This is a genomic window from Microbacterium murale (assembly GCF_030815955.1).
GTDB classification, from domain to species: Bacteria; Actinomycetota; Actinomycetes; order Actinomycetales; family Microbacteriaceae; genus Microbacterium; species Microbacterium murale_A.
In genome coordinates, this window is record NZ_JAUSXK010000001.1 from 3,670,183 (window position 1) to 3,687,118 (window position 16,936).

General features: G+C 66.0%; 14 protein-coding genes. 9 read left to right on the forward strand and 5 right to left on the reverse strand.

Annotated features, from left to right (window positions below):
* Positions 1 to 345: 345 nt before the first annotated feature.
* Positions 346 to 3,897, forward strand: coding sequence for a chromosome segregation protein SMC (smc, locus tag QFZ46_RS17715; RefSeq protein ID WP_307363574.1), 3,552 nt, complete (start codon positions 346 to 348; stop codon positions 3,895 to 3,897).
* Positions 3,898 to 3,996: 99 nt separating this feature from the next.
* On the opposite strand, the gene QFZ46_RS17720 is transcribed toward smc, so the two are convergent.
* Positions 3,997 to 4,695, reverse strand: a complete 699-nt coding sequence (locus tag QFZ46_RS17720; RefSeq protein ID WP_307363576.1) for a hypothetical protein — start codon at positions 4,693 to 4,695, stop codon at positions 3,997 to 3,999.
* Between the two features lie 33 nt (positions 4,696 to 4,728).
* On the opposite strand from QFZ46_RS17720, the gene ftsY reads away from it, so the two are divergent.
* Positions 4,729 to 5,604: a signal recognition particle-docking protein FtsY gene (gene ftsY, locus QFZ46_RS17725; protein ID WP_307363578.1), complete on the forward strand. Its 876-nt coding sequence runs from the start codon at positions 4,729 to 4,731 to the stop codon at positions 5,602 to 5,604.
* Between the two features lie 21 nt (positions 5,605 to 5,625).
* Positions 5,626 to 6,126 (forward strand): DUF2004 domain-containing protein, encoded by a 501-nt coding sequence (locus QFZ46_RS17730; protein WP_307363580.1) that lies wholly within the window; start codon positions 5,626 to 5,628, stop codon positions 6,124 to 6,126.
* A gap of 24 nt (positions 6,127 to 6,150) precedes the next feature.
* Here the strand turns inward: QFZ46_RS17730 and lipA are convergent, their stop codons facing one another.
* Together lipA and lipB are read right to left on the reverse strand one after the other, a co-directional pair.
* A complete protein-coding gene (lipA, locus tag QFZ46_RS17735) occupies positions 6,151 to 7,143 on the reverse strand; it encodes a lipoyl synthase (protein ID WP_307363582.1) in 993 nt (330 codons plus the stop codon).
* Positions 7,140 to 7,778, reverse strand: a complete 639-nt coding sequence (gene lipB, locus QFZ46_RS17740) for a lipoyl(octanoyl) transferase LipB (RefSeq protein WP_307363584.1) — start codon at positions 7,776 to 7,778, stop codon at positions 7,140 to 7,142. Before lipB ends, lipA begins: the two co-directional genes overlap by 4 nt.
* A gap of 79 nt (positions 7,779 to 7,857) precedes the next feature.
* Between lipB and QFZ46_RS17745 the strand changes: the two genes are divergently transcribed.
* The 4 genes from QFZ46_RS17745 to ffh all read left to right on the forward strand — a co-directional run bounded on the left by QFZ46_RS17745 (position 7,858) and on the right by ffh (position 11,174).
* Positions 7,858 to 8,445 (forward strand): TetR/AcrR family transcriptional regulator, encoded by a 588-nt coding sequence (locus tag QFZ46_RS17745; protein ID WP_307363587.1) that lies wholly within the window; start codon positions 7,858 to 7,860, stop codon positions 8,443 to 8,445.
* A gap of 65 nt (positions 8,446 to 8,510) precedes the next feature.
* A complete protein-coding gene (locus tag QFZ46_RS17750; protein WP_307363589.1) occupies positions 8,511 to 9,110 on the forward strand; it encodes a hypothetical protein in 600 nt (199 codons plus the stop codon).
* Positions 9,107 to 9,610, forward strand: a complete 504-nt coding sequence (locus QFZ46_RS17755; RefSeq protein ID WP_307363591.1) for an RNA polymerase sigma factor — start codon at positions 9,107 to 9,109, stop codon at positions 9,608 to 9,610. The genes QFZ46_RS17750 and QFZ46_RS17755 overlap by 4 nt, the downstream gene beginning before the upstream one ends.
* A 13-nt stretch (positions 9,611 to 9,623) precedes the next feature.
* Positions 9,624 to 11,174 (forward strand): signal recognition particle protein, encoded by a 1,551-nt coding sequence (gene ffh / locus QFZ46_RS17760; protein WP_307363593.1) that lies wholly within the window; start codon positions 9,624 to 9,626, stop codon positions 11,172 to 11,174.
* A gap of 56 nt (positions 11,175 to 11,230) precedes the next feature.
* On the opposite strand, the gene QFZ46_RS17765 is transcribed toward ffh, so the two are convergent.
* Complete coding sequence (locus tag QFZ46_RS17765) at positions 11,231 to 12,949, reverse strand: glycerol-3-phosphate dehydrogenase/oxidase (RefSeq protein WP_307363596.1); 1,719 nt, start codon at positions 12,947 to 12,949, stop codon at positions 11,231 to 11,233.
* Positions 12,950 to 13,037: 88 nt separating this feature from the next.
* Here QFZ46_RS17765 and QFZ46_RS17770 point away from each other — a divergent pair, with 88 nt between their 5' ends.
* Positions 13,038 to 14,003: a sugar-binding transcriptional regulator gene (locus QFZ46_RS17770; RefSeq protein ID WP_307363597.1), complete on the forward strand. Its 966-nt coding sequence runs from the start codon at positions 13,038 to 13,040 to the stop codon at positions 14,001 to 14,003.
* A 106-nt stretch (positions 14,004 to 14,109) separates the two neighbouring features.
* A complete protein-coding gene (gene glpK / locus QFZ46_RS17775; protein ID WP_307363599.1) occupies positions 14,110 to 15,609 on the forward strand; it encodes a glycerol kinase GlpK in 1,500 nt (499 codons plus the stop codon).
* A 2-nt stretch (positions 15,610 to 15,611) separates the two neighbouring features.
* On the opposite strand, the gene QFZ46_RS17780 is transcribed toward glpK, so the two are convergent.
* A complete protein-coding gene (locus QFZ46_RS17780) occupies positions 15,612 to 16,763 on the reverse strand; it encodes a glutamate--cysteine ligase (protein WP_373457656.1) in 1,152 nt (383 codons plus the stop codon).
* Between the last annotated feature and the right edge of the window lie 173 nt (positions 16,764 to 16,936).

Below are 16,936 nucleotides of genomic sequence, written 5' to 3' on the forward strand. Positions count from 1 at the left end.
GCCCACTCGGGGCTGCGCCCCTCAGGGCGACGGATCTCGGGCTGCGGTTCTACGACAGCGCAGTGCGGAAGCTGCCGAACGAAGAGGACAGCTGATCCGCGATACGCGTCGCGCCGAGCGTGTAGCCGGCTGCGTTGTTATGCGTGGTGATCATGGGCGTCCTCCTTTCGTGTGCGTTCCGGTTTGACAAGTTACTGGGGAAATGGTGTGAACGTCAAGCATCGGTGGTTCCCTCGGCGTGTCGCCGCGCACTTCGATCGGCTGGTGCGCCGCGCGGGATGCCGGAGTTCTGCCGTCATTTCGGTAGCGTGGAGGCGTGATTCTCCCCGGACGAGCGGTGCCCGCATGCATCTGAAGAGCCTGACCCTCAAGGGCTTCAAGTCGTTCGCGCAACCGACGAGCTTCGTCTTCGAACCCGGGGTCACCTGCATCGTCGGTCCGAACGGCTCCGGTAAGTCGAACGTCGTCGACGGTCTCGCCTGGGTGATGGGGGAGCAGGGGGCGAAGACGCTCCGCGGCGGGAAGATGGAGGACGTCATCTTCGCCGGTACCTCGACGCGCGGCCCGCTCGGTCGCGCCGAGGTGCAGCTGACGATCGACAACAGCGACGGCGCGCTGCCGATCGAGTTCGCCGAGGTGACGATCAGCCGCACACTTTTCCGCAACGGCTCCAGCGAGTATGCGATCAACGGCTCCAGCTGTCGCCTGCTGGATGTGCAGGAGCTGCTCAGCGACTCCGGCCTCGGCCGTGAGATGCATGTGATCGTCGGTCAGGGGCGTCTCGACACCGTTCTGCAGGCCTCACCCGAAGACCGCCGTGGCTTCATCGAAGAGGCCGCCGGTATTCTCAAGCATCGTCGCCGCAAGGAGAAGACGCTCCGAAAGCTTGACGCGATGGAGGCCAATCTCACGCGACTCAGCGACCTCGCCGGTGAGATCCGGCGCCAGCTGAAGCCACTGGGGCGGCAGGCCGAGATCGCCCGCGAGGCGCAGACGATCGCCGCCGTCGTGCGCGATGCCAAAGCGCGCATCTTCGCGGATGACGTCGTCGCGCTGCGTACGGCCCTCGCTGACCATACGCGCACCGAGCAGGAACGTCACACCGAGCGCCTCGTGTTGACGGATCAGGCTGCTACCGTTCGGGCCGGCATCGCGAAGCTCGAAGCCGATCAGAACTCGGCGGGCGTCGACGAGGCGCGCCGAGTGACGTTCGGGCTCGAACAGGCCCAGGAGCGCATGCGCTCGCTCTACACGCTCGCGAACCAGCGGCTGGCCCTGCTCGGTTCCGAGGAGGACGATGCGGCCGTCACCTCGGTGACCGTGACGCAGGCGACGATCGACGAGGCGAAGGACGAGATCACGCAGATCTCCGCCGGACTCGGTGACGCGCAGGATGCCGCGGTGTCAGCCAGCCGCGAGGTTGTGGATGCGCGGGCCGAGCTCGACACGCTCGACGTCGACATCGCCGAGCAGAGCGCGCTCGTCTCGCAGCACGACATGCGGTTGACGGCGCTGCGCGGCACTGCCGAAGCCGCCGCATCCGCTCTCGCTGCGGTGCGCGGTGCGGTGCTGCGTCAGGAGACCGCGCTGGAGGCGGCCAACGAACGCAGACGCGAGGCTGCAGATGCGTTGGAGCAGATCGACGACGCCGAGGCGCCGGAAGGCACCGCCGCCGAACATGCCGCAGCATATGAGACCGCTCAGCGCGAGGCGACGACTGCCGAGACCGAGCTCGAGGCGCTGCGGGAGCGGCTGCACACCGCAGAGCGTGAGTCGGAGTCGTTGACGGCGAAGGCATCGGCGCTGAGCAGCGCGCTGTCGCTGTCCGGCGGAGCTGCCGAGGTCGTCAAGTCCGGTGCCGCGGGTGTCAGGGGTCTCGTCGGCGATGCCGTGCAGGTCACGGCCGGCTACGAAGCAGCGATCGCCGCGGCGCTGGGACCACTCGCAGAAGGCGTACTCGTCGACGATGCGGCTGCCGCTTTCGCGCTTGCTGAGGACTCTGCGCAACAGCAGCGCGGGATCATCGATTTCGTGCTTGCCGACACGCTGCGATCGACTCCGGATCTTCCCTCGATCGAAGGCGTGACGCGGGCGACCGACGTCGTCACTGCACCGGACGGTGTGCTCGGCGTGCTCTCGTACGTGCTCGTCGCCGACGACCTTTCGGCTGCTCGTCGCGCACGCGCTGCTCTGGATGCACTCGAGGACACCGCCGTCACGATCGTGACTACCGGCGGTGACGTGGTCACCGCCCAGACGCTGCGTACGGGTTCCGGCGGCGAACGGTCCAGGCTCGAGCTCACAGCTGAGCGCGATGCAGCCAGGGAACGCCTCGACGAGGTCCGCGTGATCGTGGATTCACTGCGTGAGGCGCGTGAGGACGCGGCTGAACGCGTGGAAGTCACCCGCCGCCAGGCGAAGGAATCACTTCGCGCGCTGCGGGAGCATGATGCTGCGCTGGCGACGCATGCCGAGCAGCTGAACCGCGTCACTGTGCGACACGAATCTGCCGTTGCCGAGTGCGAGCGGCTTGAAGCGGGTGTCGCACAGGCGCAGACCGCTGTCGTCGACGCCGAGACCGCATCGATCGCGGCCACTGCGGCACTGGAGGAGGCTCAGGCGACACCCCGACCGGTGCTCGACGCGTCGGCGCGTGATGGTCTGCTCGAGACGCTCGAGTCCGCCCGCGAAGGCGAGGTGCGTGCCCGCTTGGAGATCGAGACGCTGCGAGAGCGCGTGCGTGCGGCACAGGCCCGCGTCGCGAGTTTGGAGCGTCAGCGCGAGCAGGAGCGGGATGCCGCGGCCGAAGCGGCTCGTCGTGCCGTGATCCGACGTGCGCAGCGTGAGGCGGCGGCCGCTGTCGCCGCAGAGCTGCCACGCATCCTCGACTCCCTCGACCGCTCGGTCACGGAAGCACGGGTCAGTCTCTCTGAAGCGGAGAACGCGCGTTCGGCCCAGAACGAGGAACTCACGGCGCTCCGCGTGCAGGAGAGCTCACTGCGCGAGCGGCTGGCCGGGCTCACGGAGAGCGTGCACGGGCTCGAGCTGCAGATCCACGAGAAGAAGTTGCATCTGACGAGCCTGCTGGAGCGTGTAGCATCCGAACTGGCGCTCGATGAAGATATTCTTGTTGCGGAATATGGTCCTGACCAGCCGGTGCCGCGCGATCCGCTGGCGCCGGCCGATCCCGAAGCGATCGACGACATCGATCCGACTGCCATCCCTTACGACCGCCGTATGCAGGAGCGCCGCCTCGCCGAGTCCGAGCGAAAGCTCGCGCAGCTGGGCCGTGTCAACCCGCTCGCTCTGGAAGAGTTCGCCGCTCTCGAGCAGCGGCATGCCTTCCTCACCGAGCAACTCGCCGACCTCACCCAGACGCGACAGGACCTGCTCACGATCATCGCTGATCTCGACGAGCGGATGCAGACGATCTTCGCCAGTGCGTTCGAGGACACGCAGCGCGCGTTCGGCGAGGTGTTCCCTCTGCTGTTCCCCGGCGGATCCGGAAGTATCTCGCTCACCGACCCGGAGAACATGCTCACGACGGGCATAGAGGTGTCGGTGCGGCCCGTCGGCAAGAAGATCGAGCGGCTCTCACTGCTGTCCGGTGGAGAGCGGTCGCTCGCCGCCGTCGCACTCCTGGTAGCGATCTTCAAGGCCAGGCCCAGTCCGTTCTACATCCTCGACGAGGTGGAGGCGGCACTCGATGACGCGAACCTCGGCCGACTGCTGACAGTGTTCGAACAGTTGCGCGAGAGCTCACAGTTGCTGGTCATCACCCACCAGAAGCGCACCATGGAGATCGCCGATGCGCTGTACGGAGTGTCGATGCGCCAGGACGGTGTCTCTGCGGTGGTCGGCCAGCGCGTGGGCGACCGGGCCGCGGCAGCGAGCTGAATCCGGCCGCCGACCGCGCACAGCTTCGGATCCGAGGCGCGACTCGCCGCGGCCATCCGCCGGTCGGCGGCGTGTATGCACACTGATCCGAAGCTGTGCTCACTTCACGCGAGACGAGAGAGCCTCGAGGCTGCGCTCGAACTCCTCGACGGTGGATGCGAAGCCCGGCAGATCCTGCGGGCGGTGGTTCGCGCCATCCAGCACGACGTGACGGCCGCCGTGCTCGCTGAGAACACGGGCGATCGTCTCGTACTCCTCGTTCCACCCGCCCGTGGCGACGAGAGTCGGGATGCCGCTGATCACACCGCCGCGCACACCATGCCCCCACGGCACATTGCTTTCGGCCCACCGACGAGCAGCCGCGCGCTCCGCGTCCCACCGGCCCGCATCGAACGCGCCGCCGAACATGAGCGGCCGGAAGATCGCCCAGAACCCCTGCAGGTCGTCGATCTCTGCCCGAGCACGGGCCTCGGTCACGATTGCGATGTGCCGTTCGATCGCCACCTCGCCCCGCGCTATGTCGTACAGCGCTGGTTCCACGAGGATCAGCCCGTCGACGTCGAGGCGGCCGGATGCAGCCGCCAGCACGGCCGGAACAGCACCGAGCGAGTGGGCGTGGAGAAGGATGCGACCACCCGAGTACGCGTCGATCAGCACCTCCACCTGATCCTGGATGCGCGAGCCCGACTCGAAGCTCACGAAGTCTCCGTCCACAGCATCCGAATGCGGCCAGGCATCCTGGCCACGTCTGCCCGCACCGTGGACGAACACTCGACGTGGGGCTGGGAGCGGCTGCATCCCGCGATGCTACCGGCACCGTAGGCTGGACGCATGGCGGAGAAGTCCTGGTCCCTCGGTCGCGCGCTGCGCGGCATGTTCGTCAAGCCCACGATCGATGAGACGACGTGGGAAGACCTCGAGACTGCGCTGATCACAGCTGACTTCGGCCCCGACATCTCGGAGCGGATCGTCGAAGAGTTGCGGGAGAAGGTCGATCGCTACCGGACGACTGATCCGCAGGATCTGCAGCGCATGCTGCGCGAGACGCTCGAGGAGCACTTCGCGAAGTTCGACACGACCCTCAAGCTCACTGAACGTCCTGCCGTCGTGCTCGTCGTCGGCGTCAACGGTGTCGGTAAGACGACCACCATTGGCAAGTTCACGAAGTTCCTCCGCGGTTACCAGCGCAGCGTGGTCGTCGGTGCCGCCGACACGTTCCGCGCGGCTGCCGTCGATCAGCTCGCGACCTGGGCGCAGCGTGGGGGAGCGGCGATCGTCCGCCCGCAGCAGGAGGGTCAGGATCCGGCATCCGTGGCGTACCAGACCATCGAGTACGCGCAGCGCGAAGGCATCGAGATCGCGATCATCGACACTGCAGGCCGCCTGCACACCAAGGGCGGGCTCATGGACGAGCTGTCGAAGATCCGGCGTGTGATCGAGAAGCAGGCCCCGATCAGTGAAGTGCTGCTGGTGCTCGATGCGACCACAGGACAGAACGGCGTGATGCAGGCTGAAGCCTTCCTCGAGCACGCTGGGGTCACCGGCCTCGTGCTCACGAAACTCGACGGCTCAGCGAAGGGCGGCTTCGTCCTCGCAGTGCAGGAGCGCACCGGCATCCCCGTCAAACTCCTCGGTCAAGGTGAGGGAATCGACGACCTCACCGGGTTCACGCCGCACGTCTTCGTGGCATCCCTTGTCGGGCAGTGATGGGACTGGTTTCATAGCGTTATGGCGATCGAACACGACTACTTCGGGCTCCTGTCCTCAGGGCCGGACGGATCGATCTTCTGGTCCGAGACGGTGGAGCTGGGCGACCAGGCGGTGACCGTCGATCTCACCGCGCCTGATCAGGATGACGTCTCGGTCGATGCGCTCGACATCGCCGCTGCCCTCATCTCCGGGCTGGAAGAGGTCGATGGCGCGGCGCGACGCGGGATGCTCGCCGAGGTCGATGATCGCGCGAGCGAGGTGACCGAGTACATCCTGCAGCAGCAGGAGGCGTACGGTGACGAACTCGAAGAGGTTCTCGTCGACGTCAGCGCGGATCCCGCGGTCGACATCATCCGCTCGATGCGCCTCATGAGCATGACGATCCTTGCCGACGAGCACGGCGGATCAGAGCCGTTCGCCGTGCTCGAATACGCTCTCGACCCGGACAACACCGACGACGTGCTGCTGGTGAACCTCTCATCGGACGGTTCGGTGCAGTCCGTGATGAGTGGCGACTAGCCACCCCTCATCACGGACCGCGCGTCAGACGGCCTGCGCGAAGCCGAGATCTGCGCTGTCGGCGATATGCGACAGGTGCGCGGGGATCTCGCGGCCCTTCGACATCATCGACTGCGCCCAGAGCCGCCCTGCGCGGTACGAGGACCGCACGAGTGGACCGGCAAGAACGCCGAGGAAACCGATCCTCTCCGCCTCTTCCTTGAACTCCACGAACTCAGCGGGCTTCACCCAGCGTGCGACCGGCAGATGCCGCGGCGTTGGACGCAGGTATTGCGTGATCGTGATGATGTCGCAGCCTGCGTCGTGAAGGTCCTGCAGGGCCTCGAGCACCTCGGACGGTTCCTCACCCATCCCGAGGATCAGGTTCGACTTCGTGATGAGACCGGCATCCCTGGCCTGGGTGAGCACGCCGAGAGAGCGTTCATAGCGGAACGCGGGCCGGATGCGTTTGAAGATGCGAGGTACCGTCTCGACGTTGTGCGCGAAGACTTCGGGGCGCGCATCGAAGATCTGGTTGAGGAATGCGGGGTCGCCGTTGTGGTCGTTCGCGAGGAGCTCCACGCCGGTGTTCGGATTCTCCGCATGGATCCGGCGAACCGTCTCGGCGTTGAGCCAGGCACCGGTGTCAGGGCGGTCATCCCTGGCGACGCTCGTGACCGTGGCGTAGCGCAGTCCCATGCGCGTGACGCTCTCAGCCACGCGGCGCGGTTCGTCCGTGTCGTAGTCGGCGGGTTTGCCCGTGTCGATCTGGCAGAAGTCGCATCGCCTCGTGCATTGAGAGCCGCCGATGAGGAATGTCGCCTCTCGGTCCTCCCAGCACTCGAAGATGTTCGGGCAACCGGCCTCCTGGCAGACGGTGTGCAGGCCTTCGGCCTTGACGAGCGAATGCAGCGCCGTGTACTCCGGCCCCATCTTCGCCTTGGTCTTGATCCACTCCGGCTTGCGCTCGATCGGAGTCTCCGCGTTGCGGATCTCCAGGCGGAGGAGTCTGCGTCCTTCTGGGGCAGCAGCGGTCATGCGAGAACTCCTTCGTATTCGACCGTGAACGCTTCCGCGACCGCGTCGACGATGTCGGCGGGTGAGACGTCCGCGCCGGTGACCTCGCTGACGGTAGTGACGCCCGCGTCAGTGATGCCGCACGGGATGATCCCGCGGAACCCGGCGAGAGAGTTGTCGCAGTTGATCGCGAAGCCATGCATCGTCACGCCTTGCTGCACGCGCACGCCGATCGCCGCCACCTTGTCCTCGGAGAGCGGGCGGCGCACCCACACACCGCTGCGGCCGTCGACCTGGTATCCGTCGACGCCGAGCGGACCGAGGATGTCGATGAGAAGACGCTCCAGACGACGCACGTGTGCGACGACATCCATGGGTTCGGGGAGTCGCACGATCGGGTAACCGACGAGCTGACCCGGTCCGTGCCACGTGATCTTTCCGCCGCGGTCGACGTCGACGACGGGAGTGCCGTCCTGGGGACGTTCCTGCGGTTCGGTGCGCTTCCCGGCGGTGTACACGGCCTCGTGCTCGAGCAGGATCAGCGTGTCGGGGCGCGTACCGTCGACCACCTCACGATGGATGCTGCGCTGCAGCTCCCACCCGTCGAGATAGGGGACGTAGGCCGGTGCGAGACCGGCAGTGAGGATGTCGAGCATGTTCGCCTTTCATCTATTGTTGGATGCCGTCTAACAATACTCTTCCTGCTCGTTGATGCACGCGCGGTACGGTAGGTGGATGACGACCGAGCCGCGCCCAGGACGTCCGCGCGCGTCGTCGCGCGAGGTCCTCGCCGAGGCGGCGTGCGAGTTGTTCCTCGAACAGGGCTATGACGCGACATCAGTGGCCGATATCACTCAGCGTGCCGGGGTGAGCCGCTCCAGCTTCTTCAACTACTTCTCTTCGAAGAGCGACGTGCTCTGGTCCGGGCTGGACGCCAGGATCGACGGCGCAATCGACGCGATGGGCGAGCTCGGGACGGATGCTGATGCCCCTGCTGTGCGCGGCATCCTGCTGAGCGTCGTACGCGATTTCGCACCCGACCCGCTGGCGCTCGCACTGCGTAACGCGAAGGCCATGGGACTCGAGGCGGAGTTGGTTCGCGACACCGGCCTGCGTCATGCCCGGCTGGCTGCGGGAATCGCGGATTCCGCGCGACGCAGCGGAATCGGCGCGATCCGTGCCGACATCCTCGGTGCCGCCCACTCGGCTGCGCTGCTGTCCTCCCTGCGCGTGTGGGCCGAGAGAGGCGCCGGACATGGTTCGCCCGAGGCACTGTTCCAGGAGGCTCTGGCGGGCATTCACGATCTCCCGTGGCGGGACTGAGAATCGCGCGGACGAAGTCCGGGCTGCCGGACATGTCATGAGTGAACCACCCCGAGGAGGAACTCATGACCACCGATCTTGAAGACTTGCTGGATGCTTCGGCACCCGCTACCCGAACCGTCGCGTCGCGAGACGTGCGGGCGATGCTCGCGGATGCCCGAAAGGCGGCACGGGTCGGGCGCCGACCGGGACGTGTCGCGACCATCGCTGGTGTACTCGCCCTCACTTTGACCGGTGGTGCGGGCGTTGCGACGGCCACGGACTACTGGGCGTCCTTGAACAATCCACTCGGTACGTACACGTACCAGGTTCCGAGCGGTGCGATGTGCGAATCCGTCTTCGGAGACGTGCAGATCACCGAGCGCAGTGACCGGGTTCTGCGGGATCAGATCGAGAGCGACCTGAAGGCGTGGTTCGACCGCACGGATGTCGTCGCCGTCGCCGAATCGCAGGTCGACGAGTACATCCAGGAGCGTCACGATGTGCTGGAGGCCGCCGGTCAGATCGACGGAGAGCTTTCGGGCGACGAACTCGATATGGCCTATGCATACGCGATCGACAGATCCATCTCCGAGCAAGCGATGACCGAGGTCGAACGCCTCGGCTATGCCGCCGAGGGCGTCGGGTACGGTGCACAGGGACGTTGCCCGGAGTTGATGAAGTGAAGCGACCTCTCGCCGACACCGCCCTGATCGTGGCGTTCGAAGCATCTGCATCCGATCTGCTCGCCTACCTCGCTCGTCGTGTCGGCTCCGATGACGCCCCTGACCTTCTTGGGGACACGATGGTCGTTGCCTGGCGGCGGGTGCGCGAGCTGCCCGGCGAACCGGAGCGCGCACGAATGTGGCTGTTCGGGATCGCCCGCGGCACTCTGCAGAACCACGCCCGCGGCGAACGCCGACGATGGGCGCTCGTTGATCGCATCCGCTCGCAGGTCCGAGATGATGCGACGCCGTCGGCCGATGCCGGAATGGACGTGCGCGACGCCATTGCGAGACTCGATCCCGATCTCGCCGAACTCATCCGCCTGGTTCACTGGGATCGATTCAGTCTCACGGATGCAGCCGAGCTTCTCGGCATCCCGGCCTCCACTGCGCGAGGCCGCTACCAGCGCGCCAAGGAGCACCTCCGCGCCGCGCTGAGCATCGAGGCGCCGCTCGCGTAGAATCGATAGCACCATGGCTACCTTTGGCACGCTCTCCGATCGGCTCACCGAGACCTTCCGCAACCTTCGCACGAAGGGAAAGCTCACCGCGGCCGACGTCGACGGCACGGTACGCGAGATACGCCGAGCCCTTCTGGATGCCGATGTCGCGCTCATCGTAGTCAAGGAGTTCACGGCGAAGGTGCGTGAACGCGCGCTCGGCGACGAGGTCAGCAAGGCCTTGAACCCCGCTCAGCAGGTTGTGCAGATCGTCAACGAGGAGCTCGTGCAGATCCTCGGCGGCGAACAGCGCCGACTGGAGTTCGCGAAGACGCCGCCGACCGTCATCATGCTCGCCGGCCTCCAGGGCTCCGGTAAGACGACGTTCGCGGGCAAGTTGGCGAAGCTGCTGGAGAAGGATGGCCATACCCCGCTTCTCGTCGCCGCTGACCTGCAACGCCCGAACGCGGTGAACCAGCTGCAGGTCGTCGCAGAGCAGGCCGGCGCCACGATCTTTGCGCCTGAGCCGGGCAACGGCGTCGGAGATCCCGTCAAGGTCTCCCGCGACGGTGTCGAGCATGCGCGTCGCCAGCAGCACGACGTGGTCATCATCGACACCGCCGGTCGGTTGGGCGTCGATGCCGATCTCATGAAGCAGGCAGCCGACATCCGCAAGGCCGTCAACCCCGATGAGGTCCTGTTCGTCATCGACGCGATGATCGGTCAGGATGCCGTCAACACTGCGAAGGCTTTCCAGGAGGGCGTCGACTTCACCGGTGTCGTCCTCTCCAAGCTCGACGGTGACGCCCGCGGTGGTGCGGCACTGTCGGTGGCGTCCATCACCGGTCGTCCGATCATCTTCGCCTCCACGGGCGAGGGCCTCGACGATCTCGAGCAGTTCCACCCCGACCGTATGGCGAGTCGCATCCTCGATCTCGGTGACATCCTCACCCTCATCGAGCAGGCGCAGCAGGCGTTCGATGAGGACGAGGCGCAGAAGGTCGCCGAGAAGCTCGCCAACGAGGCCTTCACCTTGGAGGACTTCCTCGACCAGCTTCAGCAGATGAAGAAGATGGGCTCGATGAAGAAGATGCTCGGGATGCTTCCGGGTATGGGCCAGATGAAGCAGCAGCTCGAAGACTTCGACGAGAAGGAGATCGACCGCACAGAGGCGATCATCCGCTCGATGACCCCGGGGGAGCGACAGAACCCCAAGGTGCTCAACGGATCGCGCCGCGTGCGCATCGCCAAGGGCTCGGGAATGACCGTGACCGACGTGAATCAGCTGGTGCAGCGTTTTGAGCAAGCGGCGAAGATGATGAAGACCGTCGCTCGCGGCGGCACCCCGAATATCCCGGGCATGGGGGCCATGCCCGGGATGGGGCGCCCTGGTGCCTCGTCGAAGCGCGGTAAGAAGGGCAAGGCCAAGGGCGCTTCGCGTTCAGGGAACCCGGCCAAGCGGGCGGCCGAGAACGCCGGTCTGCCGACCGGTCCGTCGACGGGCTCCGGGTTCGGCCTGGGCGGTCAGAAGGCGCCGACCGAAGCAGACCTGGCAGAGATCCAGAAGCTGTTCGGAAAGAACTGAGGCTCAGGCTTCGACTCGCTGGGCTCGCTCAGCCCGATCGTCTCGCCGGCGCTCGCTCAACGACCCGCAGGGGTTACGGCAGCCGCGAGGTCGACGCCGTGCGCCTCGCGCAGCTGCGTCGATGTGTCCTCGATCTCGGACTCGATCCGCGCGTCATCCCAACCCATCTGCGGAGCGAGAGCCTCGGCGATCGCTCGGATGGCGTCCGCATCGGCATCTCCGGTGAAGGCGAGGCTCGTGCGACGGAAGACCACATCGGCGAGGTGGCGGACCTGCTCGTGCTCGACCATCCAGGCGAGCTCGCGGGTCGACAGTGAATCACCGACGACCTGCTCGTCATCCCCTTCGGCGATGAAGCCCGCGACATCTGCGGCCCGCGTGCCGTAGCGGACGAAGAGCGTGCGGCCGCGATCGGTGTCGCCGACGTTCTGGCGAAGCCACTCGATCCGGCGCCGCGGCGTGCGCGGGTAACCGTTCCCGCCGCCGATCCGGACACCGACCGTGCTGGCCACGCGCTGTCGCCCCAGCTCGTCGAGCACGTGATCGGCGAGGTTCGCGCCGAGAGCCCGGAACGTCGTCCATTTGCCGCCGACGAGGCTGTACACGGGTGGGCGCTCCGCCTCCTTGCGGCGCTCGATCCGGTAGTCGCGCGACACGAAACCGGGGGCGGTGTCGTCGTGGTGCGGCAACGGGCGGATGCCGGAGTATCGGTAGACGATCTGAGTCCGGTCGACCGGGATCGTCGGGAACACATGACCGATCAGGTCGAAGAAGTAGTCGACCTCTTCCTCGGTGCAACGAGCCGGCTCTCGCGGGTCGGCATCGAGGTCGGTCGTGCCGACGAGTACGCGGTCCTTGAGCGGGTAGATGAGCACGATCCGTCCATCGGAGTGCTCGAAGAAGATCTCTCGTCCAGCCGTGGCGTCGAGAAGCTCCTGGTTGTCGAGCACGATGTGCGAACCCTTGGTGCCTCCCATGAATGCTGTCTGCGTGCCGAGGGCATCATTCGTGAGGTCGGTCCACGGCCCGGAGGCGTTCACGATGACATCGGCGGTGATATGGAACTCGGAACCGGTCTCGCGGTCGCGGAGCTGAACGCCTTCGTCGTCGAGCCCTACGGCCTCGACATAGTTGATCGCCTGCGCACCTGGGTGGCTGGCTTCGCCGTCGCGAAGCACGTCGAGCGCGAGGCGCTCGGGATCGTGGACCGAGGCGTCGTAGTAGGTCGCGGTGTACTTGATCTTCTGGTCGAGCTTCGGAAGCTGTGCAAGAGACTTCTTCCGGCCGAGGAATCGGTGACGGGGAACGCTTCCGCCGTCGCGGGAGAACGTGTCGTAGAGCGTCAGTCCGATCTTGATGAGAAACGCCCCGCGTTCCTGGGGTTTGCCCTGCTTGTGCGTGAGGAAGCGCAGCGGAGCGGCTAAGACGCCGGAGAACGTCGAGTAGATCGGGATGGTGGTCTCGAGCGGCTTGACGTAGTGCGGTGCGATCTTGAGGAGACTGTTGCGCTCCTGCACCGATTCCTTCACGAGGCGGAACTCGCCGTTCTCGAGGTAACGGATACCGCCATGGATCATGTGACTGGACGCGGCGGTCGCGCCGGAGGCGAAGTCCCCTCGTTCGACGAGGAGCACATCGACGCCCTGCATGGCGAGGTCGCGGAATGTCGAGATGCCGTTGATCCCCGCACCGATGATCACGACGCTGGTGCGGCCGCGTTCGCGTGCGGCGCGCACACTCGGTCGTTCGGTCGGTGCAGTGCTGGCAGTGCTCATCGTCTCTCCTTGCTGGGGCTACACGGTATATCCTGATTCGCGCAGCACAACCGCGCAAGCGAGATGCACGAACGTGCAAGGAGTGTCGATGAGCAACCAATCCCTCAGTGATCCCCGGGCGGGGACCGCCTTGCGCGCGGCGCAGATGTACTACTTGCAGGACATGACGATGGATGCGATCGCCCGGGAGCTCGCGACCTCACGTTCGTCCGTCTCCCGTCTGCTCAGCCATGCCCGAGCCACCGGGCTGGTGGAGATTCAGATCCACCAGCCCCAAGGGCAGGAGCTGCGCCTGGAGGAGGCCATCCGCGCGCGATACGGCATCGCCGCGCACGTCGTCCCGACGCCGAAGAACCTCTCGGACGTCGAGCGGTTCGAGCGGGTGGCGATGAGCGCCGCGCGTCTCCTGCCGCTCTACTTCGACTCGAACATGACGCTCGGCATCGCGTGGGGTTCCACCCTTGACGCCATCAGCAGACATCTGCCGAAGAAGGAGACGCACAACTCCGCTGTGGTGCAGCTCAATGGCGCGGGCAACACCTTCACGAGCGGCGTCGACTACGCCAGCGAGATCCTGCACCGTTTCGGACAGGCGTTCGGCGCCGGCATCCAGCAATTCCCCGTCCCTGCATTCTTCGATGACCCGCGCACGAAGGAGGCGATGTGGCGCGAGCGCAGCACGCGGCGGGTGCTCGATCTGCAGGCTCGCGCTGATGTCATCCTGTTCGGACTCGGGTCACCATTCGCGGAGGTGCCGAGCCGCGTCTACATCGGCGGCTATCTCGACCGGGATGACTTCCGGAGTCTGAGGGAGGAGAAGGTCGTCGGCGACATCGCCACGGTGTTCTACCGGTCGGACGGCAGCTGGAAGGACATCGAATTGAACAACAGGGCGACCGGGCCCGCATTCTCAGTTCTGTCCAGGGCATCCAGGCGCATCTGCGTCGTCGCCGGCGTTCAGAAGCTGCCGAGCCTACGAGGTGCGATCGCCACGCGTCTGATCACCGACCTCGTTCTGGACGAGCACCTCGCCGAGCAGCTCGTCGACTTGTGACACCAGTCTGGTGCACGTTCGTGCAGGTCGCGTGAGCCACCCATCCAACCTCTTCTAGGGTGGATCCCAGAGCAGACAACGCCGTCATCGGCTGGAGAGAACACCTATGCACATCGTCGCCATAGACCAGGGCACCACGAGCACACGAGCGATCGTGTTCGACGACGACGGGGCGATTGTCGCCACCGGCCAGCGTGAGCATGAGCAGATCTTCCCGCAGGCGGGTTGGGTCGAGCACGACGCGACGGAGATCTGGACGAACACGCAGGCGGTGATCGATTCCGCGGTGCACAATGCCGGCATCGCAGCATCCGATGTCGCGGCGATCGGCATCACCAACCAGCGTGAGACGGTCGTGGTGTGGGATCGTGCGACCGGAGAGCCGGTCTACAACGCGATCGTCTGGCAGGACACGCGAACGCAGTCGCTCATCGACGCGCTGGCAGCGGACGGCGGCATCCGCCGATTCGCCGAGATCACCGGGTTGCCGCTCGCCACATACTTCTCGGCATCCAAGATCGCGTGGATCCTCGACAACGTCGACGGCGCCCGTGAACGCGCGGAGAACGGTGAGCTGCTGTTCGGCACACCAGACACGTGGGTGCTCTGGAACCTCACGGGAGGACCCGACGGCGGCGTGCACGCCACGGACGTCACCAACGCCAGCCGCACGCTGCTGATGGACCTGCGCACGCTCGACTGGGACGAAGACCTGCTGAAGGCATTCAGCGTCCCGCGTGCGATGCTGCCTGCGATCCTCTCCTCGTCGGAGGTGTACGGCCACGCGGTCGGCACTTCGCTTGACGGCGTTCCGATCGCGGGAATCCTCGGCGATCAGCAGGCTGCCACATTCGGCCAGGTCGCGTTCGAGCGTGGCGAGTCCAAGAACACCTATGGCACGGGCAACTTCCTGATCGTGAACACCGGCGACGAGATCGTGAACAGCGACAACGGTCTGATCACCACCGTCGCATATCGTCTGGGCGAGGACGCACCGAAATACGCTCTGGAGGGATCGATCGCGGTCACCGGATCGCTTGTGCAGTGGCTGCGCGACAACCTCGGCATCATCAAGGACGCGCCGGAGGTGGAAGAACTCGCGCTCACTGTGGAGGACAACGGCGGCGTGTACATCGTCCCGGCATTCTCCGGGCTGTTCGCCCCATACTGGCGACCCGACGCACGTGGCGCGATCCTCGGCCTGACCCGATTCGCGAACAAGGGACACATCGCCCGTGCGGCTCTTGAAGCTGTCGCGTTCCAGACGCGTGAGGTGCTGGATGCCGTTGCTGCCGACACGAACGTGCCACTGGAGGAACTCCGGGTCGACGGCGGAATGGTCGGCAATTCGGCATTGATGCAGTTCCAGGCAGATGTGCTGGGCGTCCCGGTCATCCGTCCGGCCATCATCGAGACGACCGCTCTCGGTGCGGCATATGCGGCGGGGCTCGCGGTCGGCGTCTGGGCCGACCTCGACGAGCTTCGCGGGATGTGGCACGAGGACGAGCGCTGGAAGCCGCAGATCGACGAGACCGAGCGCGAGCGGCGGCTCGCCCGTTGGCGCAAGGCCGTCACGCGCACGTTCGACTGGGTCGACGAGGACTGACCTCAGATCACGGGTGCTCCAGGGCCGGAGCGGAACTCGCGGATCAGGTGCTGCACGACCGCGCCGAGGTCCGCGTCGGTCGAATCCGCGACTGAGAGCTGGCGTTCGTAACTCGCGCCGCCTTCGAGGATCGCGCTGACTCCGGCGAACTCGGCTGCGCAGCCCAGGTCCACCGCGATCGGTGCGAGCTCGGACACCGTCTCAGCGAGGTGCTCGCGAACCTGCCGCTGCGTCCCGGCGGCGTCCACGATCACACGGGCATCCAGCCCGTAGCGCGCCGCCCTCCATTTGTTCTCGCGGTGGAACCAGGAGGGCATCGTCGGCAGTGTCTCGCCGGCATCCAGCATGCGTGAAAGATGCTCGACGAGCACTTGGACGAGGGCGGCGACGGATGCGAGCTCTGCGAGTGTTGACAGCCCATCGCATGCCCGCACCTCGATCGTTCCCCACCGCGGGGCCGGGCGGATGTCCCAGCGCACTTCGGTGGCGTCGGCCATCACGCCAGTGCGGCCCATGTCGTCGAGGTAGCCTTCGAACTCGGCCCATGAGTGCAGTGCCCAGGGGAGTCCGGCGGTCGGGAGCTGCTGGAACACCAGGGCCCGGTTCGAGGCGTATCCGGTTCGCTCGCCCGCCCAGAACGGGCTCGAGGCCGCGAGCGATTGCAGGTGCGGCAGGTAAGCGGTCAGCGTGTTGATGATGGGGAAGACCTTGTCGCGATCCTCGACGCCGACGTGCACGTGGATGCCCCAGATCATCATGTTTCGGCCCCACCACTGTGTGCGCTCGATGAGGTGGTGGTAGCGGGTCTTGTCAGTGACCTGCTGGTCGAACCACTGCGCGAACGGATGACTGCCCGCGGAGAGCAGCTCGATGCCGGCGGGATCAGTCGCCGCGCGCACCGCTGTGATCGCGTTGCCGATGTCGCCGATGGCATGAGCCACCGATTCGCCGATCCCGCTGGTGACCTCGATCGTGTTGGTGAGGAGTTCGCCTGTCACGGTGTGACGCTCAGCGGCGCTCTCGTCCTCCAGTGCGGCCAGCAGTTCCGGCGCGCGTCCGACGAGGTCTCCGGTCTCCGGATCGGCGAGCATGATCTCCCATTCGAGTCCGACCGTGGATCGCGAGGAATCAGTGAATTCTTGCGTCACGTGCACAGTCTGACACGCACCGCCCGCGGCACGGATGACCGCGTGTCGCCTCGTTTCGCTACTCGTCGCCGAATCTGGCAGAATAGAAGGTCGGACGACGTTCTCGACCCTCTATCCAGAACGAGTCCACTCATTTGAGCTTCCGCCGGGTGTGCACCCCACTCTCCAGGCGACCGGTT

Bases quoted from the DNA above. Each gene is read 5' to 3' on its own strand.
- smc (WP_307363574.1), top strand. From the start codon at position 346: ATGCATCTGAAGAGCCTGACCCTCAAGGGCTTCAAGTCGTTCGCGCAA.
- QFZ46_RS17720 (WP_307363576.1), bottom strand. From the start codon at position 4,695: ATGCAGCCGCTCCCAGCCCCACGTCGAGTGTTCGTCCACGGTGCGGGC.
- ftsY (WP_307363578.1), top strand. From the start codon at position 4,729: ATGGCGGAGAAGTCCTGGTCCCTCGGTCGCGCGCTGCGCGGCATGTTC.
- QFZ46_RS17730 (WP_307363580.1), top strand. From the start codon at position 5,626: ATGGCGATCGAACACGACTACTTCGGGCTCCTGTCCTCAGGGCCGGAC.
- lipA (WP_307363582.1), bottom strand. From the start codon at position 7,143: ATGACCGCTGCTGCCCCAGAAGGACGCAGACTCCTCCGCCTGGAGATC.
- lipB (WP_307363584.1), bottom strand. From the start codon at position 7,778: ATGCTCGACATCCTCACTGCCGGTCTCGCACCGGCCTACGTCCCCTAT.
- QFZ46_RS17745 (WP_307363587.1), top strand. From the start codon at position 7,858: ATGACGACCGAGCCGCGCCCAGGACGTCCGCGCGCGTCGTCGCGCGAG.
- QFZ46_RS17750 (WP_307363589.1), top strand. From the start codon at position 8,511: ATGACCACCGATCTTGAAGACTTGCTGGATGCTTCGGCACCCGCTACC.
- ffh (WP_307363593.1), top strand. From the start codon at position 9,624: ATGGCTACCTTTGGCACGCTCTCCGATCGGCTCACCGAGACCTTCCGC.
- QFZ46_RS17765 (WP_307363596.1), bottom strand. From the start codon at position 12,949: ATGAGCACTGCCAGCACTGCACCGACCGAACGACCGAGTGTGCGCGCC.
- QFZ46_RS17770 (WP_307363597.1), top strand. From the start codon at position 13,038: ATGAGCAACCAATCCCTCAGTGATCCCCGGGCGGGGACCGCCTTGCGC.
- glpK (WP_307363599.1), top strand. From the start codon at position 14,110: ATGCACATCGTCGCCATAGACCAGGGCACCACGAGCACACGAGCGATC.